This window comes from Flavimobilis sp. BM9 (genome assembly GCF_058313055.1).
The window spans coordinates 717,069-742,355 of the sequence record NZ_JBZEMO010000001.1 but is presented as its reverse complement, the minus strand read 5'-3'; the positions used below and the strand labels follow the sequence as shown (position 1 = coordinate 742,355).

24 protein-coding genes and 1 pseudogene are annotated in these 25,287 nt (G+C 72.1%); 1 reads left to right on the top strand and 24 read right to left on the bottom strand.

From position 1 onward, the window contains the following. Positions 1 to 47: 47 nt before the first annotated feature. The 3 genes from pyrH to rpsB form a co-directional block, all read right to left on the bottom strand. Entirely contained in the window at positions 48 to 791 is a 744-nt protein-coding gene (gene pyrH / locus AC4F3Q_RS03340) for a UMP kinase (RefSeq protein ID WP_168445926.1), read from the bottom strand. A 119-nt stretch (positions 792 to 910) separates the two neighbouring features. Then, positions 911 to 1,756 (bottom strand): translation elongation factor Ts, encoded by an 846-nt coding sequence (tsf, locus tag AC4F3Q_RS03335; protein WP_491038713.1) that lies wholly within the window; start codon positions 1,754 to 1,756, stop codon positions 911 to 913. A gap of 78 nt (positions 1,757 to 1,834) precedes the next feature. Next, positions 1,835 to 2,707 carry a 30S ribosomal protein S2 gene (gene rpsB / locus AC4F3Q_RS03330; protein WP_491038712.1) on the bottom strand — a complete coding sequence of 291 codons (873 nt, stop codon included), beginning with the start codon at positions 2,705 to 2,707 and terminating at the stop codon, positions 1,835 to 1,837. On the opposite strand from rpsB, the pseudogene AC4F3Q_RS03325 reads away from it, so the two are divergent. After that, positions 2,595 to 3,560 (top strand): annotated as a pseudogene (locus tag AC4F3Q_RS03325) (M23 family metallopeptidase); the annotation flags it as partial. The gene rpsB and the pseudogene AC4F3Q_RS03325 overlap by 113 nt on opposite strands. Before the next feature lie 70 nt (positions 3,561 to 3,630). Here the strand turns inward: AC4F3Q_RS03325 and AC4F3Q_RS03320 are convergent. The 21 genes from AC4F3Q_RS03320 to smc all read right to left on the bottom strand — a co-directional run bounded on the left by AC4F3Q_RS03320 (position 3,631) and on the right by smc (position 25,273). Beyond that, a complete protein-coding gene (locus AC4F3Q_RS03320; RefSeq protein ID WP_491038711.1) occupies positions 3,631 to 4,494 on the bottom strand; it encodes a FliA/WhiG family RNA polymerase sigma factor in 864 nt (287 codons plus the stop codon). A gap of 16 nt (positions 4,495 to 4,510) precedes the next feature. Beyond that, positions 4,511 to 5,437: a tyrosine recombinase XerC gene (locus AC4F3Q_RS03315; RefSeq protein WP_491038840.1), complete on the bottom strand. Its 927-nt coding sequence runs from the start codon at positions 5,435 to 5,437 to the stop codon at positions 4,511 to 4,513. A 161-nt stretch (positions 5,438 to 5,598) separates the two neighbouring features. After that, positions 5,599 to 6,819, bottom strand: a complete 1,221-nt coding sequence (gene dprA / locus AC4F3Q_RS03310; protein ID WP_491038710.1) for a DNA-processing protein DprA — start codon at positions 6,817 to 6,819, stop codon at positions 5,599 to 5,601. Then, positions 6,816 to 8,354, bottom strand: a complete 1,539-nt coding sequence (locus tag AC4F3Q_RS03305) for a YifB family Mg chelatase-like AAA ATPase (RefSeq protein ID WP_491038709.1) — start codon at positions 8,352 to 8,354, stop codon at positions 6,816 to 6,818. Before AC4F3Q_RS03305 ends, dprA begins: the two co-directional genes overlap by 4 nt. Further along, positions 8,351 to 8,707: a YraN family protein gene (locus AC4F3Q_RS03300; RefSeq protein WP_168445932.1), complete on the bottom strand. Its 357-nt coding sequence runs from the start codon at positions 8,705 to 8,707 to the stop codon at positions 8,351 to 8,353. The genes AC4F3Q_RS03305 and AC4F3Q_RS03300 overlap by 4 nt, the downstream gene beginning before the upstream one ends. A gap of 113 nt (positions 8,708 to 8,820) precedes the next feature. Further along, entirely contained in the window at positions 8,821 to 9,120 is a 300-nt protein-coding gene (locus tag AC4F3Q_RS03295; RefSeq protein ID WP_098457199.1) for a DUF2469 domain-containing protein, read from the bottom strand. Between the two features lie 7 nt (positions 9,121 to 9,127). Continuing rightward, positions 9,128 to 9,841: a ribonuclease HII gene (gene rnhB, locus AC4F3Q_RS03290; RefSeq protein WP_491038708.1), complete on the bottom strand. Its 714-nt coding sequence runs from the start codon at positions 9,839 to 9,841 to the stop codon at positions 9,128 to 9,130. Further along, positions 9,838 to 10,605, bottom strand: coding sequence for a signal peptidase I (gene lepB / locus AC4F3Q_RS03285; protein ID WP_491038839.1), 768 nt, complete (start codon positions 10,603 to 10,605; stop codon positions 9,838 to 9,840). The genes rnhB and lepB overlap by 4 nt, the downstream gene beginning before the upstream one ends. Positions 10,606 to 10,756: 151 nt before the next feature. Beyond that, on the bottom strand, positions 10,757 to 11,116 hold the full coding sequence (gene rplS, locus AC4F3Q_RS03280; protein ID WP_168445933.1) for a 50S ribosomal protein L19: 360 nt from the start codon (positions 11,114 to 11,116) through the stop codon (positions 10,757 to 10,759). A 197-nt stretch (positions 11,117 to 11,313) separates the two neighbouring features. After that, a complete protein-coding gene (gene trmD / locus AC4F3Q_RS03275; protein ID WP_491038707.1) occupies positions 11,314 to 12,099 on the bottom strand; it encodes a tRNA (guanosine(37)-N1)-methyltransferase TrmD in 786 nt (261 codons plus the stop codon). After that, positions 12,100 to 12,666, bottom strand: a complete 567-nt coding sequence (rimM, locus tag AC4F3Q_RS03270) for a ribosome maturation factor RimM (protein WP_491038706.1) — start codon at positions 12,664 to 12,666, stop codon at positions 12,100 to 12,102. Positions 12,667 to 12,787: 121 nt separating this feature from the next. Beyond that, positions 12,788 to 13,027 (bottom strand): RNA-binding protein, encoded by a 240-nt coding sequence (locus AC4F3Q_RS03265; RefSeq protein WP_168445936.1) that lies wholly within the window; start codon positions 13,025 to 13,027, stop codon positions 12,788 to 12,790. Then, on the bottom strand, positions 13,027 to 13,464 hold the full coding sequence (gene rpsP / locus AC4F3Q_RS03260) for a 30S ribosomal protein S16 (protein WP_168445937.1): 438 nt from the start codon (positions 13,462 to 13,464) through the stop codon (positions 13,027 to 13,029). Before rpsP ends, AC4F3Q_RS03265 begins: the two co-directional genes overlap by 1 nt. A gap of 159 nt (positions 13,465 to 13,623) precedes the next feature. After that, positions 13,624 to 14,733, bottom strand: a complete 1,110-nt coding sequence (locus AC4F3Q_RS03255; RefSeq protein WP_491038705.1) for an amidohydrolase family protein — start codon at positions 14,731 to 14,733, stop codon at positions 13,624 to 13,626. 1 nt (position 14,734) lies between these two features. Then, entirely contained in the window at positions 14,735 to 16,330 is a 1,596-nt protein-coding gene (gene ffh / locus AC4F3Q_RS03250) for a signal recognition particle protein (RefSeq protein ID WP_491038704.1), read from the bottom strand. Positions 16,331 to 16,373: 43 nt separating this feature from the next. Continuing rightward, positions 16,374 to 18,164 carry a [protein-PII] uridylyltransferase gene (locus AC4F3Q_RS03245; RefSeq protein ID WP_491038703.1) on the bottom strand — a complete coding sequence of 597 codons (1,791 nt, stop codon included), beginning with the start codon at positions 18,162 to 18,164 and terminating at the stop codon, positions 16,374 to 16,376. 5 nt (positions 18,165 to 18,169) lie between these two features. Next, a complete protein-coding gene (locus AC4F3Q_RS03240; RefSeq protein WP_168445942.1) occupies positions 18,170 to 18,508 on the bottom strand; it encodes a P-II family nitrogen regulator in 339 nt (112 codons plus the stop codon). Continuing rightward, complete coding sequence (locus AC4F3Q_RS03235; RefSeq protein ID WP_491038702.1) at positions 18,505 to 19,815, bottom strand: ammonium transporter; 1,311 nt, start codon at positions 19,813 to 19,815, stop codon at positions 18,505 to 18,507. Before AC4F3Q_RS03235 ends, AC4F3Q_RS03240 begins: the two co-directional genes overlap by 4 nt. A gap of 149 nt (positions 19,816 to 19,964) precedes the next feature. Further along, on the bottom strand, positions 19,965 to 21,155 hold the full coding sequence (gene ftsY / locus AC4F3Q_RS03230; protein WP_491038701.1) for a signal recognition particle-docking protein FtsY: 1,191 nt from the start codon (positions 21,153 to 21,155) through the stop codon (positions 19,965 to 19,967). A 35-nt stretch (positions 21,156 to 21,190) separates the two neighbouring features. Next, a complete protein-coding gene (locus AC4F3Q_RS03225) occupies positions 21,191 to 21,568 on the bottom strand; it encodes a hypothetical protein (RefSeq protein ID WP_491038700.1) in 378 nt (125 codons plus the stop codon). A 102-nt stretch (positions 21,569 to 21,670) separates the two neighbouring features. Further along, positions 21,671 to 25,273, bottom strand: a complete 3,603-nt coding sequence (gene smc / locus AC4F3Q_RS03220; RefSeq protein WP_491038699.1) for a chromosome segregation protein SMC — start codon at positions 25,271 to 25,273, stop codon at positions 21,671 to 21,673. Positions 25,274 to 25,287 lie beyond the last annotated feature (14 nt).

The following is a 25,287-nucleotide window of genomic DNA, read 5'->3' as shown; positions in this document are numbered from 1 at the left end:
CGTTGGGTGCTCGCGTCAGCGAGCGGGGGGTTGCTTCGTGGCCACGCTCAGCGCGTGGTGACTACCGTGCCGATGTTCTCACCCAGGAGGGCGCGGGTCACGTTACCGGTCTCCCCCATGCCGAAGACACGCATCGTGACGTCGTTGTCCATGCAGAGGCTGAAGGCGGTCGAGTCGACGACCTTGAGCCCGTGCAGGAGAGCGTCCGAGTACGTGAGGGTGTCGAGCTTGCGGGCGTCGGGGTCGACGTTCGGGTCGGCGGAGTAGACGCCGTCCACGCCGTTCTTGCCCATGAGGACCTCGTCGCAGCGCGTCTCGAGGGTGCGCTGGACGGCGACCGTGTCGGTCGAGAAGTAGGGCATGCCGGCGCCTGCGCCGAAGATGACGACGCGGCCCTTCTCCATGTGCCGGATGGCGCGCAGCGGGATGTAGTTCTCGGCGACCTGGCCCATCGCGATCGCGGTCTGCACGCGAGTCGAGATGCCCTCCTTCTCGAGGAAGTCCTGGAGAGCGAGGCAGTTCATGACGGTGCCGAGCATTCCCATGTAGTCGGCGCGGGCGCGGTCGAGGCCACGCTGCGAGAGCTCGGCCCCGCGGAAGAAGTTGCCGCCGCCGACGACGATCGCGACCTGGACGCCCGCGTTGACGGCTGCGGCGATCTCCGCAGCGACACGCTGGACCACGTCGGGAGCGAGCCCGATCTGACCACCGCCGAACATCTCTCCGGAGAGCTTCAGCAGGACGCGGCGCGCCTTCTTCGACGTCTGCGTGGTCGTGGTCTCGTCGCTCATCGGGTCTCGCCTTCTCGTGCTCTCGTGGTCCGTCCGCGCGCCGCGGACAGGTGCTGAGGTGGTGCGGGTGCGCCGTCGGCCCGACCCCACCGGGGTCGGGCCGACGGCGCGTGCAGGAGTCAGGCCCCGACGCGGAAGCGCACGAAGGACACGACGTTGCCGCCGGCCTCCTGAGCGACCTTGCCGACGGTCTTGCTCGGGTCCTTGGCGAGCGGCTGCTCGAGCAGGACGACCTCTTCGAAGAACTTGTTGAGACGGTTCTCCGCGATCTTCGCGATGATGTGCTCGGGCTTGTTGCCGCCCTCGTTGCGCGCCGTCTCCTCGACGATGCGGCGCTCGTTGTCGACGGCCTCGGCCGGGACGTCCTCACGGCTGAGGTAGGTCGGGGCGAGCGCGGCGACGTGCTGCGCGACGTCCTTGCCCACGGAAGCACCGGCGGCGTCGGTGACGACGAGGACACCGATCGTCGGCGGGAGGTCCTTGGCCGTGCGGTGCACGTAGCTCGTGACCTTCGGGCCGGAGACGACGGCGACGCGACGCAGGACGACCTTCTCGCCGATCTCCGCGGACAGGTTGGTCACGGTGTCCGCGACGGTGCCGTCAGCCGTCGGTGCGGCGAGAGCCGACTCGACGTCGGTCGCGCCTGCGGCGACGACCGCGGCGAGCACGGTGTCAGCGAGGCCGATGAACTTCTCGTTCTTCGCGACGAAGTCGGTCTCGCAGTTGAGCTCGACGAGGGTGCCGGTCTCACCCGCGTCGGTCGTGGTGATGTCGACGGCGACGAGGCCCTCGGACGTCGCGCGGTCCTCGCGCTTGGAGACGCCCTTGAGGCCCTTGATGCGGAGGATCTCGAGCGCCTTGTCGGAGTCGCCGTTCGCCTCGTCGAGAGCCTTCTTGACGTCGAGCATGCCGGCGCCCGTGCGCTCGCGCAGCGCCTTGATGTCAGCGGCGGTGTAGTTCGCCATGATGTGGTCCCTTGCCTGTGGTGGTGTGCGGTGGGCAGACGGCAGCCGGGCGGGGTGCTCCCCGCCCGGCTGCAGTCATCACTCGGACTTCGGCGCCTCGGCCTCGGCCGCGGGAGCAGCCTCAGCGTCGGGGGCAGCCTCGGCGGCCGGAGCAGCCTCGGCGGCGGGAGCGGCCTCAGCAGCGGCGTCGCCAGCGAGGAGCTCGCGCTCCCACTCGGCGAGCGGCTCGGCCGGCGCCTCGGCGGCACCGGACTTGCCCGACGCACGCTGGAGCAGACCGTCCGCGACCGCGTCAGCGATCACGCGGGTCAGCAGCGCGACGGCGCGGATCGCGTCGTCGTTGCCCGGGATCTTGTAGTCGACGACGTCCGGGTCGCAGTTGGTGTCGAGGATCGCGACGATCGGGATGTTGAGCTTGCGCGCCTCGGCGACAGCGAGGTGCTCCTTGTTCGTGTCGACGATCCAGACGGCGGAGGGGACCTTCGCCATGTCACGGATACCACCGAGGGTCTTCGTGAGCTTGTCCTTCTCGCGGCGGAGCACGAGAAGCTCCTTCTTCGTCAGGTTCGAGCCAGCGACGTCGTCGAAGTCGATCTGCTCGAGCTCCTTCATACGCTGAAGGCGCTTGTGGACCGTGCCGAAGTTGGTGAGCATGCCACCGAGCCAGCGGTGGTTGACGTAGGGCATCCCGACGCGAGCGGCCTGCTCGGCGATGGGCTCCTGCGCCTGCTTCTTCGTACCGACGAACAGGATCGAGCCGCCGTGGGCGACCGTCTGCTTGACGAACTCGTACGCGGTGTCGATGTACGACAGCGACTGCTGCAGGTCGACGATGTAGATGCCGTTGCGCTCCGTGAAGATGAACCGCTTCATCTTCGGGTTCCAGCGGCGGGTCTGGTGTCCGAAGTGGACACCGCTCTCGAGGAGCTGGCGCATGGTCACGACTGCCATGGCACTTCCTTCCGGCACGGCCGCGGATCCTCCGCCTGCCGTGCACCTTGATCGGCGGCCCGTCGGGCCGCGTGCGGTTGTCGGTCGTCCCGGTCGGGACCACCCCTGGTGCCCTGGATCGAGGGACCGGCGAACCGGACCACCCCTCGACCCCCCTCCGCCCGTAGGCGGCCGTGCCTGTCTGGCAGGCATGGAACGGGAGCAGAGCACGCGATGTCACCGGCCGGTCAGGATCGTCGAGGTTGGTCGACGGCATGACGCAGCCAGAGCGGGTCAAGTGTACCTGACGCTCCCCCGTCCACAGACATCGCCGACGGGAGCGCTCGTCACCGCCGCGCGGGGCGCCGCACGCTGCTCGCGACACCCGTGCTCGGCTGGTCCCATGATGCTCCCGACCATGCCGCTGCGTACGCGCCCGGTGGCCGCGATCGTCGCGCTCGTCCTCGCGGCGCCGCCTCCCGCCACCCCTCACGAACAGTCACCGGCCGCGCCCGGCCAGCGCTCCGTCGGCTGGGTGCGCCCCGTCCAGCCTGGGACGGTCGTCGCCACTTTCGATCCACCCGAGCAGGACTGGCTCGCCGGCCACCGCGGCGTCGACCTGGCTGCTGCGGTCGGTGAGGTCGTGCGCGCTCCCGCGGACGGGGTCGTCACGTTCACAGGGAAGGTCGCGGGGCGCGGCGTCCTCGTCGTCACGCACGACGACGGGCTGCGGACGTCCTTCGAACCCGTCGCCGCGACCGTCGCGCGCGGGGCGACGGTAGGCGCTGGCGGGGCCGTCGCGACCCTGTCAGCAGAGCACGGGCACTGCGCCCCCGCGTCCTGCCTCCACTGGGGCGTGCGCGTCGGTGAGACGTACGTCGACCCTCTCGCGTTCCTGGACCGGCCGAGGATCGTGCTGCTCGGCCGGCGGCGCGCGCCCGGTGTCAGGCGTGCTCTGCGGCGACGAGCAGGTCGCGCAGGCGCGACATCGCCGCAGTGTGCATCTGAGAGATCCGCGACTCGGTCACCCCGAGGATCGTGCCGATCTCCGCAAGGGTCATGTTCTGGAAGTAGTAGAACGTCAGGACCAGCTTCTCGCGGTCGGAGAGCCGGCCGATCGCCTGCGACAGGAGGAACTTCGTCTCCTTCGCCTCGAACGTGCGGGCAGGGTCGTTGGTGCGGCTCTGGTGCGTCGCGTCCACCGCGCTCACCTGGCCGAACTGCTCGGCGCCGATGCTGAGCAGCTCGTCGAGGGCGACGACGTTCGCCGAGGCGACCTGGGTGCGGACCGCGCGGACCTCTTCGACCTGGACGCCGAGCTGGGCGGCGACCTCGCTCTCCTGGGGGCTGCGGTGGTGGATCGCCTCGAGCTCGCTGTGCGCCCGGTCGATCGCGCGCGCCTTCGTGCGGACGGAGCGCGGCAGCCAGTCGATCGAGCGCAGCTCGTCGATGATCGCGCCACGGATGCGGGACGACGCATACGTCTCGAACTTGATCTCGCGGTCCAGCTCGAACTTCTCGATCGCGTCGATGAGCCCGAACATGCCGTACGAGACGAGGTCGGCGTGCTCGACGGAGCTCGGGAGGCGGGTGGCGATGCGCGACGCGACCGCTGCGACGAGCGGCGCGTAGTGCAGGATCAGCTGCTCGCGGCGTGCCGTGCAGGCCTCACGCTTGTAGTCGAGCCACGCCTGCGCGATCTCGCCCGCCACGTCGACCTCGTCGGGGACGAGGTAAGGGCGGAACGTCGTCCTTGGCGCCTGGACCGGCACCGCGGTCAGGGTGGGCGTCACTGCTGGCTGGCTCATCGGTGTTCCTCGGGACTCAGGCACGGGGGTGCGCAAGCTGGAATGACGAGCGCAGGCGCTCGGGGCTGACGTGTGTGTACCGCTGGGTCGTGGCAAGGGTCGCGTGACCCAGGACCTCCTGCACGCCGCGGAGGTCCGAGCCGCCCGCGAGGAGGTGGGTCGCCGCTGTGTGCCGCAGGCCGTGCGGCGCGATGTCGTCGACCCCTGCGAGCGCCGTCAGGTCGTGGACCGCCTGACGGATCTGACGCTGCCCCCAACGCTGCCCGCGGTTGCCGATGAGAAGAGCGCGCTGGGAGGCCGAGGACACGAGGACGGGGCGTCCCCTCTCGAGCCACTGAGTGACGGCGTCGGCCGCAGGGACACCGAACGGGACGGCCCGCTCACGGTCTCCCTTGCCGACGACACGGACGAGGCGCTGCCCGAGGTCGACGTCTTCGACGTCGACGCCGACGAGCTCGCCGACACGGATCCCCGTCGCGTAGAGCAGCTCGACAGCGGCCCAGTCACGCAGGTGCGTCGGGTCGTCGCTCTCCGCCCGCTCACGGGTCGCCTCCATGAGGCGCTCAGCCGCTTCGACGCCGAGGACCGTGGGCAAGGTGCGGTCGGCGCGCGGGCTCGCCAGCCTGCTCGCGGGGTCGCCGGCAAGATAGCCGCTGCGGGCGGCCCACTCGAAGAAGGAGCGCACGCTCGCTCCGCGCCGCGCGAGCGTCGCGCGCGACAGGTTCCGCTCGCTCTGGTCGGCGAGCCAGCCGCGGAGGTCGTCGATCGTCACGTCGCGCGGGGCGCGGTTGCCGTCCCGGCAGATGTAGGAGACGAGCTGCTCGACATCGCTGCGGTACGCGCGGACGGTGTGCACGGCGAGGCCGCGCTGAAGCTCCAGGTGCGTGCAGAAGTCCGACACGAGCGCGTCCCACTGCGCCGTGCCGCCGGGACCCTGGTCCATCTGCACGGGTCAACGGTGACGTGCCGCACCACCGCTGCACAAGGGGCGACTCCGATAAATCGCGGCAGCCATGTCCGTTTCGTCACAGGGCGTGCCGATATAACGCTTCGCTTCCTGAGAAGTTCACGAGAACGTTATCGGCGAATCGCTTCGACAGTTGTTCAGGCAGGACCTCTGTCCCGGCGCCAACCTGAGCCTGTGCGCACCGCCAGTCCCCGCGCCTCCAGCTCCCCGAGCCCCGAGAGCACGTCGCGAGGCCCGGCGCCGCTGGCCTTGGCGAGGGCCTCGACCCCTGCGGACGCCCTGAGCGGGAGCGCGTCGTACACGCTCCGGGCGGCGTCGCCGAGCCCGTCGGTCGCGCGCACCTCCACGCTCCTCTCCGGCGCGGCGTCGCCACCGATCACCCCAGCCAGCTCGGCGACCTCGTCCGCGTCCGTGACGCACACGGCGGCGTGCTCGCGCATCAGCCGGTGGCAGCCGGCCGAGGCCATCGAGGTGACCGGACCCGGCACCGCCCCCACAGGGCGGTTGAGCCTCGCGGCATGGGCCGCCGTGCTGAGGGAACCCGAACGCCAGGCGGCCTCGACGACGACGGTCGCGCCCGCGAGCGCCGCGATGACCCGGTTGCGCTGCAGGAAGCGCGTCCTGCTGGGCATCGAGCCGGGCGGAACCTCCGACACGACGGCACCACCCTCGACGAGGATCCGTTCCAGCAGGTCCCGGTTGCCTGCGGGGTAGAGGCGGTCGACGCCGCCCGCCATGACCGCGACGGTGGCACCCCCGGCCGCGAGCGCCCCGCGATGGGCTGCGGCGTCGATCCCGTACGCCCCGCCCGAGACGACGACGAAGCGCCGGTCTGCGAGGCCTGCAGCCAGGTCGGCGGCGATGCGCGTGCCGTAGTCGGTGCTTGCGCGAGCCCCGACGAGCGCGACCGAGCGTCCGAGGGCGGCGTCCCAGTCCGACGGGTCCCCGTGTCCGTCGCGGACCCAGAGGCAGAACGGCGCGGCGTCGCCGAGCAGGTCTGCGCCGCGCGGCCAGCCTCTCGCCCCCGGCAGGAGGAGGCTGCCGTCGAGGGATCTCAGGACGCGCAGCTCTCGACGAGGGTCGAGCCCGTCGAGCCGGGGCGCCCATCGCGCGAGCCCGGCGAGGATCCGTCGGCCGAGCGCGCTGCGTCGCACTGCCGGGACACCGAGCCTCTCGAGCAGCCCGTCGACGGCGGGCCGTTCGGCGCCCGGACCGATCGCAGCGAGCGTCCAGTCCAGGGCGGCAGTCGCCCCCACCGCCCCGACGAGCATGCCGGCGGTCGTGTCACCCGGCTCGGCGACGCGGCTCCATGCGGCCGCGGCGAGCACGGGGTCGGCAGTGTCGAACGCGACCTTCATGCGACGCTCCCCCGGGTCCGCAGGGCGAGCGCCTGCCCGATCTCTTCGCGGCCCGGGCTCCCGAGTCCCGCGAGGTCGGCGATCGTCCAGGCGGTGCGCAGCACGCGGTCGGCGCCGCGCAGGCTGAGGGCACCCCGGTCGAGTGCCGCGTCGAGGAGGGCCACGCCTCCGTGCCGTGGTCCGAGCAGCGTTCGGAGGTGGCTCCCGGGGACCTGGGAGTTGGTCGTCCAGCCGTGCTGGCCTAGCCGTTCGCGCTGCGCCCCCCGCGCTGCGGCGACCCGGGCCGCGACGACGGCCGTGGGCTCGCCGGGGGTGTTCTCGGCGATCTCCGTCCGCGTGACCGGGCCGACCTCGACCTGGAGGTCGACGCGGTCGAGGAGCGGCCCGGCGAGCCGGCCGAAGTACCGTCGGCGCGCCATGGGCGCGCACGTGCAGCCGGTTCCCTTGCCGACCGCGAGGCCGCACGGGCACGGGTTTGCTGCGAGGACGAGCTGGAAGCGGGCGGGGTACCTCGCGGCGCCGCTCACGCGGTGAATGACGAGCTCACCGTTCTCGAGCGGCTGACGCAGCGTCTGGAGCACACGGGTGGCGAACTCCGGGGCCTCGTCCATGAAGAGCACGCCGCGGTGCGCGCGCGAGGCCGCGCCGGGTCGCGGCACACCCGACCCGCCGCCGACGATCGATGCTGCGGTCGCGGTGTGGTGCGGGTCCTCGAACGGAGGGCGCCGGATGAGCCCGCGCGTCGGGTCGAACGTCCCCGCGACGGAGTGCACGGCGGTCACCTCGACAGACTCGTCGTCGGTCAGGTCCGGCAGGAGTCCGGGAAGGCGCGCGGCGAGCATGGTCTTGCCCGCGCCCGGCGGCCCGACCATGAGCAGGTGGTGAGCGCCGGCGGCAGCGACCTCGAGCGCGGCGCGCGCCTCGTGCTGGCCGACGACGTCCGCGAGGTCGGGTGCGCTCTCGAGCGGGCCTGGCGGCGTCGGGAGGCCGCGAGCCACGCGTGCCTCGGGCTCGGGGATGTCCGCCCCGTACGCGTACGCAAGCTCGGCGAGCGAGGCGACCGCGTGGACCTCGGCGCCGGGGACGAGACGCGCCTCGCGCTCGTCGGCGACGGACACGACGACGCGCCTCGCGCCTCCCGCGACGGCCGCGGCGACCGACGGCAGCACCCCGCGGACGGGGTGCACTCGCCCGTCGAGCCCGAGCTCTCCGAGGTGCACGACACCCCGCGCGGACGCTGCGTCGATCAGACCGGCACCGCTGAGGGTCGCGACGGCGATCGCGAGGTCGAACGCGGAGCCGTGCTTGGGGAGCGAGGCAGGCGACAGGTTGACGGTCACCTTGCGCTGGGGCCACGACATGCCGCTCGACGTGACGGCGGCGCGGACCCGGTCGCGGGCCTCGCTCAGCGACGCGTCCGGGAGGCCGATGAGCGTGAACCCCGGGATCGACGCCGCGAGGTGCGCCTCGACCTCGACGAGATGGCCCGTGAGGCCGACGAGCGCGACGGCCCCGGCCGTGCCGAGCCCGCTCACGACACACCCACGAGGTGCTCGAGCACGACGGGACGTCCGGGCTCGGCGACGATCGCGACGACGTCGACCCGGACAGAGCGCGGCCTCAGGTCGTGCTCGTGGAGCCACTGCCCACCGAGCCTGCGCACCCGCGAGAGCTTCGTGTCCGTGACTGCCTCGGCCGGGTGGCCGAACCCGCGTCCGGTCCGTGTCTTGACCTCGACGAGCACGAGCTCGTCGCCGTCGAGCGCGACGATGTCCAGCTCGCCGGCATGCCCGCGCCAGTTCCGGTCCAGTACCGTCCATCCGAGCTCTTCGAGCCGCTCTGCGGCCCACTGCTCTCCTCGCCGTCCGACGGCGTCCTTGGCACGCATGGCACCACCTCCGGCCACCAGGGTGTGGCCGGGTGGGCGCGGTCCGGGCGGAGCACGGCGAGCACGTGGGCGGAGCGCGCGAAGCAGCCCCTTGTGGGCGGCCGTTCAGTGCGTCAGATCGTGAGCTCCGGCCGGGCGAGCTCCTCGACGTTGACGTCCTTGAACGTCACGACCCGCACGGACTTCACGAAGCGGGCCGAACGGTAGACGTCCCACACCCACGCGTCCGCGAGCGTCAGCTCGAAGTACACCTCGCCCGCCGCCGAGCGGACCTGGAGGTCCACCTGGTTCGCGAGGTAGAACCGGCGCTCCGTCTCCACGACGTAGGAGAAGAGGGAGACGACGTCCCTGTACTCGCGGTACAGGGCCAGCTCCATGTCGGTCTCGTAGTTCTCGAGGTCTTCAGCGCTCACCCGACCATCATCGCCCATCCACGGCGCCGGACGTCACCACAGCACGATCCGGGAGAGACCACGACCGGCGGTGCAGCTCGCACGGACCGAGCTCGCGGAGCGCGTCGAGGTGCGTCTTCGCGCCGTAGCCCTTGTTGCGGTCCCAGCCGAACCTCGGGAACTGCTCGTGCGCAGCGGCCATGAGACGGTCGCGGGCGCACTTGGCGAGCACGCTCGCTGCGGCGACCGACGCGCACCTCAGATCTCCCTTGACGACCGTCCGGACCTCGCGGGACACGTCGAGCGGCGCGGCGTCGAACGCGTCGAACAGGTCCCCGGCGGGCGGCGTCAGCCAGTCGTGCTTCCCGTCGAGGACGACAGCGCGCACGGGCCCGCACGAGGCCTCCGCTGCGGCGAGAGCACGCTCCCCCGCACGGCGCAGCGCGACGATGATCCCCGCCTCGTCGATCTCCTCGGGCGTCGCGTGGCCGACTCCCCACGCCGTGACCCAGTCCTGCACGAGCGGCTCGAGCCGCTCGCGGGCCGCCGCGCTCAACAGCTTGGAGTCGGTCAGCCCTTCGGGGTACGGGAGCCGCAGCGCCTCGGGCCCCACGACAGCGACGCCTACCGTGACGACACCGGCGAGCGCTCCGCGGCCCACCTCGTCCATCCCCGCGACGAGGGGCGCACCCTCAGCGCACCACCCGTCCTCGACGAGGACGTCGGGTGGCTGGACCGTCACGGTTCCGGAACCTCGTCGAAGACGTCGCCGGGGTTGCGCATGATCGCGATCCGGTCAGCGGGCCACACCTTGGCGAACGCGACACCCACGACGTTCTCGAGCGGGACGAACGGTCCGCCTGGCTGCCCGCCGGTGAAACGGGAGTCGTAGGAGCCCTGGCGGTTGTCGCCCTGCACCCACAGGTGCCCCTCCGGGACCACGACGTCGAAGTCGACCTGGCTCGGGATCGACCCGGGACGAAGGTACTCCTCCTCGTCGAGCGGCGCACCGTTGACGGTCATCCGGCCCTCGGCGTCGCAGCACACCACATGGTCGCCGGGTAGCCCGATGACGCGCTTGATGAGGTGCTCGCCCGAGTCCTGCGGGAGAAGACCGACGAACGTGAAGAACGACTCGACGGCGTCGGGCAGCCCGCTGCTCGCGGGAGCGGACGCGTCGAGCCAGCCGCCCGGGTCCTTGAACACGACGACGTCACCACGGGAGAGGTCGAACGGTCCCGGCGTCAGCTTCGACACCAGGACGCGGTCTCCCTTGACGAGCGTGGCCTCCATGGACTCGCTCGGGATGAAGAACGGCTGCACGAGGAACGTCTTGACGGTCCAAGAGAGCACGAACGCTGCGACGAGGATGATCGCCGTCTCCTTGAGGAGCGACGCCCACGTCGACTTCTTCTGCGGGGCGCTGCGCGTGCGGCGGGTCTGGTCCACGCCCTCAGGCTGCGGCGCGGCCTCGTCGTCGCGCGGGTCGGTTCCCGGGGCGTCCATGTTCGTCACTGCTCCACTGTGCCACGTCCGGGCGTGCCGGACGTCCGCGGCTCACGGCGCCGCAGGCACCGAGAAGGTCGGGATACGACCGCGGGCGAGCGACCAGTGGTCGCTCGCCCGCGGGGAGGCAGGAAGACCTGCCGAGTGCTCGTCAGGCCTTGGGGGCCGTCTCGCGCTTCTCCTTGATGCGGGCCTTCTTGCCGCGGAGCTTGCGCAGGTAGTAGAGCTTGGCGCGACGGACGTCACCGCGGGTGACGACCTCGATCGACTCGATCGTCGGGGAGTTCACCGGGAAGGTGCGCTCGACGCCGACGCCGAAGCTGATCTTGCGGATGGTGAACGTCTCGCGGACGCCGTCGCCGCGGCGGGCGATGACGATGCCCTGGAACGCCTGGACGCGGGAGCGGGTGCCCTCGACGACCTTGACGTTCACCTTGAGGGTGTCGCCGGCGCGGAACTCGGGGATGTCGGTCCGCAGCGATGCTGCGTCGACGGAGTCGAGCGTGTGCATGATGTTCTCCTCGTCCTGCCACAGGTCAGGAACGCGTTCGTGGACCGCGAGGGTCCGTCTGTCGAGAGGTGGTGCCTGGCAGGTTGGCACCTGCCTCGCTCAGGCTCTCCCCTGTGGCAGAGGCCCGTGACGCACCGACGAACAATCTTGCCACACTGTGAGCCTGTCGGCGCAATCGCCGTCGGGTGACCGCTGTCTCACCCCGCGGACGGCTCGTGGTGCAGCGCGCCGTCGCGCACGTGCCAGCCCAGCTCGGCGAGCAGCGCCCGGTCCAACTTGTCGAGCGTGTCGACGTCGAGCGCAGCCACCATGTCCGGACGTCGCTCGGCTGTACGCACGATCGCCTGGTCCCGACGCCAGCGCGTGACCTTGCCGTGGTGCCCGCTCATCAGCACGGAAGGGACCTCGAGGTCCCGCCATGCCGGCGGCTTCGTGTATACGGGGTACTCGAGCAGCCCGGCCTGCGAGTGCGACTCCTCGACGACGGACTCAGGGTTGCCGAGGACGCCCGGGAGCAGCCTCGCGACCGCCTCGATCATGACGAGCGCGGCGACCTCGCCGCCGTTGAGGACGTAGTCCCCGATCGACGCCTCCTCGACGCGGACGCCAGCCTCGCGGTAGTGCTCGGCGACGCGCGCGTCGATGCCCTCGTAGCGACCGCACGCGAACACGAGCTGGGGGCGCGTCGCCCAGTCCTCCGCGGTGCGCTGCGTGAACGACGGTCCCGACGGCGTCGGGACGACGAGCGTCGCGCCCTCGGTGAGGACGTCGTCGAGCGCGGTGCCCCAGACGTCCGGACGCATGACCATCCCGGCGCCCCCGCCCGCAGGGGTGTCGTCGACCGTGCGGTGCCGGTCGGTCGTCCAGTCACGCAGGTCGTGGACGCGCAGGTCCAGCAGGCCTGCGGTGCGGGCCTTCCCGACGAGGGAGAGGTCGAGAGCGGCGAGGTACGCCGGGAAGATCGAGACGACGTCGATACGCACTCAGCCGCGCTCCTCGGCCTCGCCCGGCTCCGGGAGCGCGACGTCGAGGTTCTCGGCGTCGCGCGCGAGGAGCCCGCCAGGCGGAGTGAGGACGACGCGGCCACCGGGGACGTCGACGGTCGGGACGATCGCGGTCACGAAGGGCACGAGGGTGCGCGCGCCGTCGGTCTCCTCGACGACGAGCACGTCGTGCGCCGGGAGGTGCTCGAGGCCCTTGACGGTGCCGACGACGGTCCCGTCCTCGAGCTCGGCGCGCAGGCCGGCGAGCTCGTGGACGTACCAGGCGTCCTCCTCGCCGGACTCGTCTGCGTCGACGACGAGCTCGACTCCGCGCAGCGCCTCGGCGGCGGTGCGGTCGTCGACGCCGTCGAGCTGTACGTACCACCGACCGCTCGACACGCGGTTGCGCACGATGGTCAGCGGGCCGCGACCGGCCGGCTCCGTGTCGAGGACCGCGCCGACGGCGAGACGCTCCTCCGGGATGTCGGTGCGGACCTCGAGAGCCACCTCGCCGCGAAGACCCTGGGCCTTGCTGATCCGGGCGACGGTGAGACGCGGGCTGGTCATGGGGGGCTCCTGGGTCGTGGTGGGATGCGTCAGGCCCGACACCCTCGCGGGGGCCGGGCCTGACGTGGAAGTGCTCGGCGGGCGTGCGGTCGAGGACCGCGCGCTCACCAGGGTGCGATGCTCACCGACGGTCGACGTCAACCACGTCGACACGCACGGGGCCGTCCGTCGCGAGGGCGCTGACGACGGTGCGCAGCGCCTTGGCGGTACGGCCGGAGCGGCCGATGACACGTCCCAGGTCGTCGGGGTGCACGCGCACCTCGAGCAGCTCGCCGCGGCGCAGTGCCTTGGCGTTCACCCGGACGTCCTCGGGGTTGTCCACGATGCCGCGGACAAGGTGCTCCAGAGCATCAGCGAGCATCAGGCCTGCTCCTCGGCCTCGGTGCTCTCCTCGGCCGGAGCCTCGTCAGCAACGGGAGCCGCGGACTTCGCCTCGGCAGCCTTCGCCTTGATCTTCTCGGCCTGCTCGGCGGCGGCAGCGATCGCGGCGGCGGGGTCGACCTTGTCGCCCTTGACGCGCAGCGTGCCCTCGGCGCCCGGGAGGCCCTTGAACTTCTGCCAGTCACCCGTGATCTTGAGGAGCACAGCGACCTGCTCGGTCGGCTGCGCGCCGACGCCGAGCCAGTACTGCGCACGCTCGGAGTCGATCTCGATGAGCGAGGGCTCCTCGGTCGGGTGGTACTTGCCGATCTCCTCGATGACGCGGCCGTCGCGCTTGGTGCGCGAGTCGGCGACGACGACACGGTAGTAGGGAGAACGGATCTTGCCGAAACGCTTCAGACGAATCTTGGTGGCCACAGTGGTGGTCTCTCCTGGTTCTGGGTATGGGCGGACCGCACCGATCTCCGGTGGGGCCGGAGCTCAGGATGGTCCAGGACACGGCGCTGCGCGGAGAGAGGGGCCGGGCACACCGAGTACAGGGGAACATTCTGCCAGACGCAGGACGCTGGTCCAACCTCACGTGACGCGTGTCCCACGCAGCACGACGGCGCTCGGTGCCGCGAGCACCGCGACGTCCGCTGCGGGATCGGCCGGGTAGACGACGACGTCGGCCTCGGCACCTTCGTCGACGGGAGCGACGCCGAGGTAGTCGCGGGTCCGCCAGCTCGCCGCCGCGAGGATCTCGAGCGGCGGGATGCCGCAGCGGGCGAGCTCCGCACACTCGGTCGCGATCGTCCCGTGGGGGATCGTCCCGCCCGCGTCGGTCCCGACGAGCAGCCGCACTCCTGCGTCGAAGAGGTTGCGCACGTGCTCGTAGCGGCGCGCGTGCATGCGGCGCATGTGCTCGGCGTACACCGGGTAGCGGTCGGCGCTCGCCGCGATCGAGTCGAACCGGCCGACCTGCATGAGCGTCGGGGTCACCGCGATCCCCCGCCGTGCGACCTCGGCGACCTGCGCGTCGTCGAGACCCGTTCCGTGCTCGAGGCAGTCGACACCAGCGGCCAGCAGCCCGGGCAGCGCCTCGTGGGAGAAGGTGTGCGCCGTGACGCGGGCCCCGGCCGCGTGCACCCTCGCGAACGCGTCGGCGAGCACGTCGTCAGGCCACAGCGGCCGCAGGTCCGCCCGCTCCCCCTCGTCGCGGTCGATCCAGTCGGCGACGACCTTGACCCAGCCGTCGCCGCGCGCCGCCTCGCCGGCGAGCTGCGTCGGCAGGTCCTCGACGTGCTCGAGCTCGACGGCGTAGCCCCGCAGGTACCGCTTGGGCCGCGCGACGTGCGTCCCGCAGCGCACGAGACGCGGCAGGTCCTCACGCTCGTGCACCCACCGCGTGTCGAGCGGCGAGCCCGCGTCGCGCTGCAGCAAGACTCCCGAGTCACGATCAGTGACGGCCTGGCACACGGCTTCCTCGCGGGAGACGGCGCCTGTGGCGCCGAGGCCGACGTGGCAGTGCACGTCGACGAGACCGGGCACCGCCCACCCCTCGACGCGCACGACGTCGCGGCCCGGCAGCGTCGGACGCGTGAACGTCAGCCGACCGTCGACGACCCACGCCTCGGCGCGGACGTCGTCGTCGCCCAGGCGCACCGGCCCGGCGAGGTGCAGCACCGTGTCACGGCCCGACGTCATGTCAGCCGCCGAGCAGCTTCTTCAGCTCGTCCATGTCGGGCCCGGCAGCGGCGTCAGGCTTGGAGCCGAACCCGAACGCGGACCCCTTCGGTGCCGCTGGTGCGTCGGCGATCCCGGCTGCCCGGTTCGCCGCCTCGCGCTCCTGCTGGGCGCGCTTCGCCGGGTTGCCCGACTTCGCCTTGCCCTTGCCCTTCTTCGGCGGCGGAGCCATCCGGCCCTTGGACTTCTTGCCGCCCATGCCCGGCAGCGCGCCCATCCCGGGCAGTCCGCCGCCCGAGCGCGCCATCTGCTTCATCATCTTCTGAGCGCCCTCGAAGCGCTCGATGAGCTGGTTCACCGCCGTCGTCGTCGTGCCCGCACCCTTGGCGATGCGCGCCCGGCGCGAGCCGTTGATGATCCGGTGGTTCGTCCGCTCGGCCGGCGTCATGGACCGCACGATCGCCTCGACGCGGTCGACCTCGCGCTCGTCGAAGCTGTCGAGCGCCTCGCGCATCTGCCCCATGCCCGGGAGCATGCCGAGCATCTTCTTCATCGAGCCCATGTTGCGCATGGCCTGCATCTGCACGAGGAAGTCGTCGAGCGTGAAGTCGTCGCCGCTCTGGAGCTTTGCGGCCATCTTCTCGGCCTGCTCGGCGTCGAACGCCTTCTCCGCCTGCTCGATGAGCGTCAGCACGTCACCCATGTCGAGGATGCGCGACGCCATGCGGTCCGGATAGAACGGCTCGAAGTCCTCGAGCTTCTCGCCCGTCGACGCGAAGAGGATGGGACGGCCGGTGACGCGGGCGACCGACAGGGCCGCACCACCGCGCGCGTCGCCGTCGAGCTTCGACATCACGACACCCGTGAAGTCGACACCCTCGAGGAACGCGCTCGCGGTCGCGACCGCGTCCTGGCCGATCATCGCGTCGATGACGAACAGGACCTCGTCCGGCTGCGTCGCCTCACGGATCTCGCGCGCCTGCGCCATGAGCTCGGCGTCGACGCCGAGGCGGCCCGCCGTGTCGATGATGACGACGTCGTGCTGACGCGAGCGGGCCGTCGCGACACCGCCGACCGCGACAGCGACCGGGTCGCCCGTCGGGACCTCGTCCTCGCCCGCGACCCCAGGGTGGGGCGCATAGACGGTCGCACCCGCACGCTCGCCGACGACCTTGAGCTGCGTGACGGCGTTCGGACGCTGCAGGTCCGCTGCGACGAGCAGCGGCGTGTGGCCCTGGTCCTTGAGGTGCTTCGCGAGCTTGCCCGCGAGCGTCGTCTTGCCGGCACCCTGGAGGCCGGCGAGCATGATGACGGTCGGCGCGGTCTTCGCGAACGACAGTCCGCGCGCCTGCTCGCCACCGAGGATCGAGACGAGCTCCTCGTTGACGATCTTGACGACCTGCTGCGCCGGGTTGAGCGCCTCGGAGACCTCGGCCGACAGGGCGCGCTCACGCACCGCCCCGGTGAACTCGCGGACCACAGGGACCGCGACGTCGGCGTCGAGCAGGGCTCGACGGATCTCGCGCACGGTGGCGTCGATGTCCGCCTCGGACAGGCGCCCGCGCGTGCGCAGGTTCTTGAACGTCGATGTCAGACGGTCAGACAGGGTGGCGAACACCGGGTATCCCTCACGATCACAGCAACGATGACAGGCGCTCAGCCTACCCGCCCAGGGCCGCCAGGCCGCGCCGGCACAGGTCGTCGACGAGCCGCGCCCGCCAGGCGGTCCACCCGTTCGGCCCGAGCGACGACGAGTCCGCCTCGGTCACGATGCGCAGGATCTTCAGCAGGTCGCGGCGGTGCTCGACGGCGTCGAGCAACTCGGCGAGCGTCTCGGGCGCGTCCGGGTCCGCGGTCGTCGCGAGACGGGCCAGCGTGAGGTGGTGCCGGACGAGGCGCGCCACGTCCCTGGCGACGCCCTCGTCGAAGCCCATGCGTCGCACGATCGCCGGAGCGATCTCGGCGCCCACGACCGAGTGGTCCGTCGCGCCCGGTCGCTTGCCGATGTCGTGCAGCAGCGCCGACAGCAGCAGCACCTCAGGATCCTCGACCTCACGACGGTCACGGCCCGCGCGTGCGACCACCTCGACGAGGTGCCGGTCGACCGTGTGCCGGTGGATCGCAGAACGCTGCGGGCGGTTGCGCACGGCCGCCCACTCAGGGATCCACCCCGTCACGACGCCCGCGAGGTCGAGCGCCTCCCAGACCGCCACCTGGTCGTGCTGCGACCCGAGCAGCGTCATCAGGTAGCCCCGCGCGACCTTGGGCCACGGCTCGGGCAGCGGCGGGCAGCCCGCCAGGTTGACCGCCGTCACGGGCGAGACCGCGAGCCCGGTACGGGCGGCCGTCGCAGCGGCGCGCAGCGGCAGCAGCGGGTCCTTGTCGGGCTGCGCGTCGATCGCGAGAACGAGCTCGCCGTCGTGCTCCACGAGGCCGTCCGAGACCGCGCGCAGGCGCGGCGGCACGCGTCGACCGCGCACGACGAGCGGCCTGCGCGCGACCGACGGCCGCACGAGCGCCTGGCGCGCACGCCGGACCGTCGTGTCGAGCGCGTACGTCACGGTGCGTCCCGCCTCGGCGAGCGACGCGAGCAGGTCGTCCGCGTCACCGACGCCGAGCAGCTGGGCGACCTCCTCCTGGTCCTGCTTGACCAGGCGGTTCGTCGAGCGGCCCGTGACGACCCCGAGCGCGTCACGCACGTCCAGCAGGTGCGCCCGCGCGCGGTCGACGTCGCCGTGCGGCCGGTCCGTGAGCCACGACGCCGCGAGCGCGGAGAGCACGATCGCGTCCCGGATGCCGCCACGCGCCTCCTTGAGGTCTGGCTCGATCAGGTAGGCGATCTCGCCGCTGCGCTCAGCACGGGCGCGCGTCGAGGCGAGCAGCTCGGGCAGGCGGCGCCGGGACGCGCCGCGCCAGTCCGTGAGCACGGCAGACGACGCCTTGTGCACGAGCAGCGCGTCCCCCGCGACGACCCGCGTGTCGAGCAGCCCGACGGCGGCCGGCACGTCGGTCGACGCGACCTGACGGCACTGCGCGAGCGACCGGACCGAGTGGTCGAGGTCGAGCCCTGCGTCCCACAGCGGGTACCAGAGCCGGTCGGCGAGCGCAGAGAGCTGCTGCGCCGAGCGCGTGCGCCCGTCGTGCAGGAGCACGAGGTCCAGGTCGCTCAGCGGCCCCGCGTCCCCGCGGGCCAGGCTGCCCACCGCGGCGAGAGCGACGCCGTGCTCCGGCTCGTCGCCGAGCGCCTCGCGCCACAGCGCGGCGAGCGCGGCCACGACCACGTCGCTCTGCCGACGACGGCGCTCGGCGCCCGTCCCGGCGCTGCCCGCGCCCTGCATCGTCCGACGTGCGTCCTCGAGCCGGAAGCGGCGGAGGTCCCGCACCCCGATGATCTCGGTGTGCGGGACCTCCTGCGCCCCGGATCGGATCGTTCCGTCCCGGTCGTCCTGCATGCGGCCTACAGCGCGTCCGCGCCGCGCTCGCCCGTGCGGACCCGGGCGACCTCGTCGACGGGCACGGACCAGACCTTGCCGTCGCCGATCTTGCCGGTCTGCGCCGCGGTGACGATGACCTCGAGGACCGTCGCAGCGTCCTCGTCCGAGACGAGGACCTCGATGCGGATCTTCGGGACGAGGTCGACCGTGTACTCGGCGCCGCGGTAGACCTCGGTGTGACCCTTCTGGCGGCCGTAGCCTGAGGCCTCGGAGACGGTCATCCCGCGGATGCCCGCTGCTTCCAGTGCCGACTTCACGTCGTCGAGACGGTGCGGCTGGATGATTCCAGTGACGAGCTTCATGCCTTGCCCTCCGTGATCACTCGGCCAGAGCCGATCGTTTCGTAAGCGGCCTCACCGTGCTCGGCGAGATCGATGCCGCCGACCTCGGCCTCCTCGGAGACCCTCCAGCCGATGGTCTTCTTGATGGCCAGGCCGATGATGCCGGTCACGACCGCCGAGACGATGATCGCGACGAGGGCGATGAGCACCTGGACGACGAGGAGCTTGGCACCGTCACCGAAGAAGAGGCCACCCTCGCCGGCCAGGAAGCCGATACCGACGGTACCGACGAGGCCACCCACGAGGTGGACGCCGACGACGTCGAGCGAGTCGTCGAAGCCGAAGCGGTACTTGAGGCCGACCGCGAGGGCACAGAGCGCACCGGCGACGACACCGAGGACGATCGACGTGACGGGGTTGAGCACGCCCGCCGCCGGGGTGATCGCGACGAGACCGGCGACGATGCCCGAGGCGGCACCGAGCGACGTGGCGTGACCGTCCCGGATCTTCTCGACGACGAGCCAGCCGAGGATCGCGGCGGCGGTCGCGGAGGTCGTGTTGACCCAGGCGAGACCTGCGCCCTCGTTGGCCCCGAAGGCGGAGCCTGCGTTGAAGCCGAACCAGCCGAACCACAGGAGTGCGGCGCCGAGCATGACGAACGGGAGGTTGTGCGGGCGCATCGGCTCCTTGCCGAAGCCCTTGCGCTTGCCGACGAGCAGCGCGAGCACGAGGCCCGCGACACCGGCGTTGATGTGGACGACCGTACCGCCTGCGAAGTCCACCGGGGCGACTGCAGCCGCTCCGTCGACGACCCCGAAGACCATGGCCGCGAGGCCGTCCTCGGAGGACGAGAGGAACCCGCCACCCCAGACCATGTGCGCCATCGGGAAGTAGGACAGCGTGACCCACAGGGGCACGAACGTCATCCAGCTGCTGAACTTCACGCGGTCGGCGATCGCACCCGAGATGAGCGCGGTCGTGATGATCGCGAACGTCACCTGGAACGCGACGTCGATCACCTGCGGATAGTTGCCGAGCGTGCTGGCCACCGCGTTCCCGTCAGCGTCGGTCAGCGTGCCCGAGAGACCGAACTGGTCGAACGGGTTCCCGAAGAACCCGCCGATCGTCGATCCGTACGACATCGACCAGCCCCACAGGACGTAGATCACGCCGATGACGCCCATGGCGCCGAACGACATCATCATCATGTTCAGGACGGACTTCGCGCGGACCATGCCTCCGTAGAAGAAGGCCAGGCCTGGCGTCATGAGAAGCACGAGCGATGCTGACATCAGCATCCACGCTGCAGCTCCGGTATCCCATTCCATCGGATCATCTCCCATCGCCAGCCCCTCGGCCGGCCCGGGATCAACAGTCGCGGACCTGCGTTTCACCTGGACGCGACACGTGTTCCGACCGTGTGACAGTTCCCGCCGCTACGTGAACACCGTGTTTCGTCGCCCCGCTGGCGCCGGTCTCAGTCGCCGAGCAGACCGTCGACGAACGCCTCCGGGTCGAACGGCGCGAGGTCGTCAGGGCCCTCCCCGAGCCCGACGAGCTTGACCGGGACCCCGAGCTCGCGCTGGACGGCGACGACGATCCCACCCTTGGCGGTCCCGTCGAGCTTCGTCAGGACGATGCCCGTGACGCCGGCGACCTCACCGAACACGCGCGCCTGGTTGAGGCCGTTCTGGCCCGTCGTCGCGTCGAGGACGAGGAGCACCTCGGTGAGCGGCGCCTCCTTGACGATCACGCGGGAGATCTTGCCGAGCTCGTCCATGAGGCCGGCCTTGTTCTGGAGGCGGCCCGCAGTGTCCACGAGGACGACGTCGGCCTGCTCGTTGCGGCCACGGCGCACGGCGTCGAAGGCGACCGCGGCAGGGTCCGCGCCGTCCCGGTCGGACCGGACGGTCGGGACGCCGACGCGCGAGCCCCAGGTCTCGAGCTGGTCGGCGGCCGCCGCACGGAACGTGTCGGCGGCGCCGAGCACGACCGAGCGGCCCTCGGCGACGAGGACGCGCGCGAGCTTGCCGACCGTCGTCGTCTTGCCGGTGCCGTTGACGCCGACGACGAGCACGACCGCGGGCGTCGGCGAGCCGTCCTCAGCCGTCGCGCCCGTCGTGCCGAGCGAGCGGTCCAGGGTGGGGTCGACGAGCTTGAGCAGCTCGGAGCGGAGCATGTCCCGCACGACGGCGGCGTCTGCGATGCCGTGCACGCGCACCTGCGTGCGCAGCGCGTCGATCAGCTCGGTCGTCGGACCAGCCCCGACGTCGGCGAGGAGGAGGACCTCTTCGAGCTCGTCCCAGTCGTCCTCGGACAGGTGGTCACGGGAGAGTACGGCGAGCAGCTTCTGGCCGAGCGGCGAACCCGAGCGGGCGAGCCGGTCGCGCAGGCGCGCGAGGCGACCACCGACGGGCTCGGGAACCTCGAGAGCGGGAGCCGTCGCCGCGTCCTCCTCGGCGAGGAGGTCCGGCTCGTCCTCGATCGCGGCAGCCGCGTCCTCGAGCGTCGTCGTCCCCGGGCCGACACCTGCGGACGGGACGCTCGGAGGCGCCGCGACCGTTCCGGTGCTGCGACCGCGGCGGACGCGCGGGCCGACGAGCGCCGCGGAGGCGCCCGCGAGGACGACGAGGGCGAGCAGGATCCAGAGCCAGGAGAAGTCGTTCACCGGACCAGTCTCTCAGGAAGGGGCCGGGGCCGCGCTCAGGCGGCGGAGCGGGGTCCGCGCTGCGGGACCGTCGTGCGCACGACGTCAGCCGCCTTCTCGAGGCGCGCCGTGATCTCCGCCGCCTGAACGTAGCCCGCGCCCTCCTCGAGGTTCGCGAGGAAGAAGTCGCTCATCGACGTCTCGACGGGCGGCGCGTCGACGATGCGTGCCACCTCGTCCGACGTGAGCTCGGGAGTCGGCTCGCCACGGCCACGCAGGCTCGCCCACGCGCCCTTGAGGTCCGACAACATCCCGGCTGGGCCCCGCCCCGCGCCGAAGCGCTCCGTCGTGACCGCACCCGCAGCCACCATGACGAGGGCGGCGGCGACGAGAGCGACGAGGAGCCAGGCGGAAAAGCCGATGATCTGCTGCACGCCTCCATTGTGGGACGAATTCGCGTGAGGCGGGTGGCGTCCGCGCCGTGGTGCGGGATTCGCCACACGATCTTCACCCACCCGCCCGGGCAGGACGGCGAGCTAGCCGACGGGGGCCGGAGCCGCCTCGCGGCCGTCGCGCAGCCGCTGGCTGATGACCTGCGTGACTCCCTCGCGCATCGTCACGCCGTACAGCGCGTCGGCGATCTCCATCGTGCGCTTCTGGTGCGTGATGACGATGAGCTGGGAGTCCTCCTGGAGCTCCCGGAAGATGTCCAGCAGCCGGCCGAGGTTGACGTCGTCGAGCGCCGCCTCGACCTCGTCCATCACGTAGAACGGGCTCGGCCGGGCCTTGAAGATCGACACCAGCAGCGCGACCGCGGTCAGGGACCGCTCGCCGCCCGAGAGCAGCGAGAGCCGCTTGACCTTCTTGCCTGCGGGGCGCGCCTCGACCTCGATGCCCGTGGTGAGCATGTCGGACGGGTCGGTCAGGACCAGGCGGCCCTCGCCGCCGGGGAACATGCGCGGGAACACCCGCTCGAACTGCTCGGCGGTGTCGCGGAACGCGTCAGCGAACACGCGCTCGACGCGGTCGTCGATCTCCTTGACGATCTGCAGCAGGTCCGCGCGCGAGCGCTTGAGGTCGGCAAGCTGCTCGGTCAGGAACTGGTGACGTTCCTCGAGCGCCGCGAACTCCTCGAGGGCGAGCGGGTTGACCTTGCCCAGCTGGGCGAGCGCACGCTCCGCCGTGCGCAGTCGCTTCTCCTGCTCGGCCCGGACGTACGGGACGGTGCGCGGCTCCCCCGCGTCCGCATCGTCGTCGTCGCCCACGGCAGGCTCCCCGAGGACAGGGACAGGCCGGTCCGGCCCGAACTCGTCGACGAGAACCTGCGGGTCGATACCGAGCTCCTCGGTCGAGCGCAGCTCGAGCTGCTCGATCCGCAGCGCCTGCTGCGCGCGGGCGACCTCGTCGCGGTGCACGACATCGGTCAGCTCGCGCAAGGTCCCGGTGAGCGAGTCCACCTGTGCGCGGACCTCGACGAGGCGCGCGTCGCGCGCGGCGCGGGCGACCTCCTGGGCGTCACGCTCCGCAGCGGCGACAGCGAGCGAGGTCTCGAGCACCTGGAGGGTGACGCGGGCGCCCTCGGCGACCGCGGACGCGCGCGCCGCCTGCCGGGCGCGCTGCTCGGCCCGCCTCGCCGCGCGGGCCTGCGCCTCGCGCTCCGCAGCCGCCGCCCTCGTGAGCGACTGGGCCCGACCGGCGAGGGCGCGGGCACGCTCCTCGCTCGTGCGCAGCGCGAGACGCGCCTCGGTCTCCTTGGCACGGGCCGCGGTCGCCTCCTGCGCCGACGCGTCGCGCACCGTCATGGCTGCGGCGAGCGCCTCCTCGGACGACTCCGGCTCGACCTCGGCGACCTCGAGCCGCTGCGCAAGGTCAGCGAGCGTCTCCTGCTGCGTCTCGAGCGTCGCCTCCGCGCGGGCGAGCGCACCCGCGGCACGCTCCTCCTCCGCGGCCGCAGCACGCGCCGTCGCCCCGAGGTGCCCGAGCTGCTCGGCGACCGCCGCGAGCGCGGCGTCCGACTCGTGGAGCCGTTCGAGCGTCTCGTCGTGCGCCAGCGCGGCCGAGCTCTCTTCCGTCAAAGCCTCGACGAGCTGCCCTTCGAGCGTCGCCGCCTCCACGTCGGCGGCTGCCAGGCCGCTGCGCGCGTCGTCGAGCGCAGCCTGCAGGTGCAAGACGCTCGGCGCGGCCGCCGAACCGCCGAGCGCGAGGTCGCGCCCGAGGACGTCGCCCGCACGCGTGACCGCGACGAGGCCGGCTGCGCCCTCGACGAGGGCGCGCGCGTGCGCAAGGTCCTCGACGACGACGTGATCAGCGAGCAGGGACGCCACCGTCGCGGCGAGGTCCGGCGTCGTGCCGACGATCTCGCTCGCCCAGCGTGCGCCGTCCGGCAGGGTGCGCCGCGAGTGAGCGGACGCCTCGCGTCCTTCGGACGCGACGACGAGCGTCGCTCGGCCTGCGTCGTCGGCACGGAGCCACCGGATGACGTCGACCGCACCGCCGAGGCTCTCGACGGCGATCGCATCGGCGGCGTGGCCCAGCGCTGCCGCGACCGCCTCCTCGTAGCCAGGCTCGACGGTGAGCAGCGCGGCGAGCGACCCGAGGACGGTGGCGAGCTCGGGATCCTCCGACGCGAGGATCGCTCCCGCGGCGTCCTTGCGCTCGAGGCTCAGCTCGAGCGTCTCGGCGCGCGCTGTCAGGGTCGCGCGCGACGCGCGGACCTCGTCGAGCCGTGCACGGATCTCCCGGACGGCAGCCTGCGCAGCGTCCAGACGCGCGACGGCAGCCTCGTGCGCGGCATCGAGCCCCACCTCGCCCTCCTCGACGCCCGCGACCTCGGACTCGAGCCGGGCGAGCTCCGCCTGGGCGGCACGGCCGCGCTCGCGCGCCTCGTCCGCCCCCGAGCGCAGCCGCCCGATCTCCGCGACGGTCGCCTCGACGCGGGAGCGCTGGGCTGCGACCTGACCCGCGAGCCGGGCGAGACCCTCGCGGCGGTCAGCAGCGCCGCGCAGCAGCGCCGCAACCTCCCGCTCCGCGTCGTGCGCACGCTTCTCCGCCGCCTCGCGGGACGCGACGACCTTCTCGAGCGCGGCTCGGGCGACGTCGGTCTCCCCCGCGAGCTCCTCCTCCGCCGCACGCGCCCGCTCAGCCTGCGCCTCGAGCGCGCCCGGGTCCGAGCGCTGCTCGACCGGCTCGGGCGTACCGAGCAGGCGCAATCGCTCGGTCGCGAGCGTCTGCGTGCCGCGGACGCGCTCGCGCAGCGAGGACAGGTGGTACCAGGTGTCCGCGACCTGAGCGAGCCGGGGCGCCGCCGTCGCGGCAGCGGCCTCGAGGGCCGTGAGCTCGTCCCGCGAGGCTGCCAGGTCCTTCTCGACCTCTGCCTGCCGAGCGCGCAGCGCAGTCTCGTCCGCCTTCTCCTGCTCGAGGGTCGCGACGAGCTGGACCAGGTCGTCCGCGAGCAGGCGCGCACGGGCGTCGCGCGCGTCTGCCTGGACCACCTGGGCGCGGCGTGCGATCGCCGCCTGCTTGCCGAGCGGGCCGAGCTGGCGGCGCAGCTCGCTCGTGAGGTCGCTCAGGCGCGTGAGGTTCGCCTGCATCGAGTCGAGCTTGCGGAGCGCCTTCTCCTTGCGCTTGCGGTGCTTGAGGACGCCCGCGGCTTCCTCGATGAAGCCGCGCCGCTCCTCGGGGGTCGCGCGCAGGACCGTGTCGAGCCGGCCCTGGCCGACGATCACGTGCATCTCGCGGCCGAGGCCCGAGTCGGACAGGAGCTCTTGGATGTCGAGGAGGCGGCACTGGGCGCCGTTGATCGCGTACTCGGACCCGCCCGTGCGGAACAGCGTCCGGGTGATCGTCACCTCGGAGTAGTCGATCGGCAGCGCACCGTCGGTGTTGTCGATCGTGAGCGACACCTCGGCGCGGCCGAGCGGCGGGCGGCCGGACGTCCCGGCAAAGATGACGTCCTCCATCTTCCCGCCGCGCAGGGTCTTGGCGCCCTGCTCCCCCATGACCCACGAGAGCGCGTCGACGACGTTCGACTTCCCCGAGCCGTTGGGCCCGACGACGCACGTCACCCCGGGTTCGAAGCTCAGCGTCGTCGCGGACGCGAAGCTCTTGAACCCGCGCAGGGTGAGGGTCTTGAGGTGCACGGACCGAGCCTAGC

Bases quoted from the DNA above. Each gene is read 5' to 3' on its own strand.
- rpsB (WP_491038712.1), bottom strand. From the start codon at position 2,707: ATGGCAGTCGTGACCATGCGCCAGCTCCTCGAGAGCGGTGTCCACTTC.
- tsf (WP_491038713.1), bottom strand. From the start codon at position 1,756: ATGGCGAACTACACCGCCGCTGACATCAAGGCGCTGCGCGAGCGCACG.
- pyrH (WP_168445926.1), bottom strand. From the start codon at position 791: ATGAGCGACGAGACCACGACCACGCAGACGTCGAAGAAGGCGCGCCGC.
- AC4F3Q_RS03235 (WP_491038702.1), bottom strand. From the start codon at position 19,815: ATGGAATGGGATACCGGAGCTGCAGCGTGGATGCTGATGTCAGCATCG.
- AC4F3Q_RS03265 (WP_168445936.1), bottom strand. From the start codon at position 13,027: ATGCTCGCTGATGCTCTGGAGCACCTTGTCCGCGGCATCGTGGACAAC.
- AC4F3Q_RS03315 (WP_491038840.1), bottom strand. From the start codon at position 5,437: ATGGACCAGGGTCCCGGCGGCACGGCGCAGTGGGACGCGCTCGTGTCG.
- AC4F3Q_RS03300 (WP_168445932.1), bottom strand. From the start codon at position 8,707: ATGCGTGCCAAGGACGCCGTCGGACGGCGAGGAGAGCAGTGGGCCGCA.
- lepB (WP_491038839.1), bottom strand. From the start codon at position 10,605: ATGGACGCCCCGGGAACCGACCCGCGCGACGACGAGGCCGCGCCGCAG.
- rimM (WP_491038706.1), bottom strand. From the start codon at position 12,666: ATGACCAGCCCGCGTCTCACCGTCGCCCGGATCAGCAAGGCCCAGGGT.
- AC4F3Q_RS03240 (WP_168445942.1), bottom strand. From the start codon at position 18,508: ATGAAGCTCGTCACTGGAATCATCCAGCCGCACCGTCTCGACGACGTG.
- rplS (WP_168445933.1), bottom strand. From the start codon at position 11,116: ATGCACACGCTCGACTCCGTCGACGCAGCATCGCTGCGGACCGACATC.
- dprA (WP_491038710.1), bottom strand. From the start codon at position 6,819: ATGAAGGTCGCGTTCGACACTGCCGACCCCGTGCTCGCCGCGGCCGCA.
- AC4F3Q_RS03320 (WP_491038711.1), bottom strand. From the start codon at position 4,494: ATGAGCCAGCCAGCAGTGACGCCCACCCTGACCGCGGTGCCGGTCCAG.
- AC4F3Q_RS03255 (WP_491038705.1), bottom strand. From the start codon at position 14,733: ATGACGTCGGGCCGTGACACGGTGCTGCACCTCGCCGGGCCGGTGCGC.
- AC4F3Q_RS03245 (WP_491038703.1), bottom strand. From the start codon at position 18,164: ATGCAGGACGACCGGGACGGAACGATCCGATCCGGGGCGCAGGAGGTC.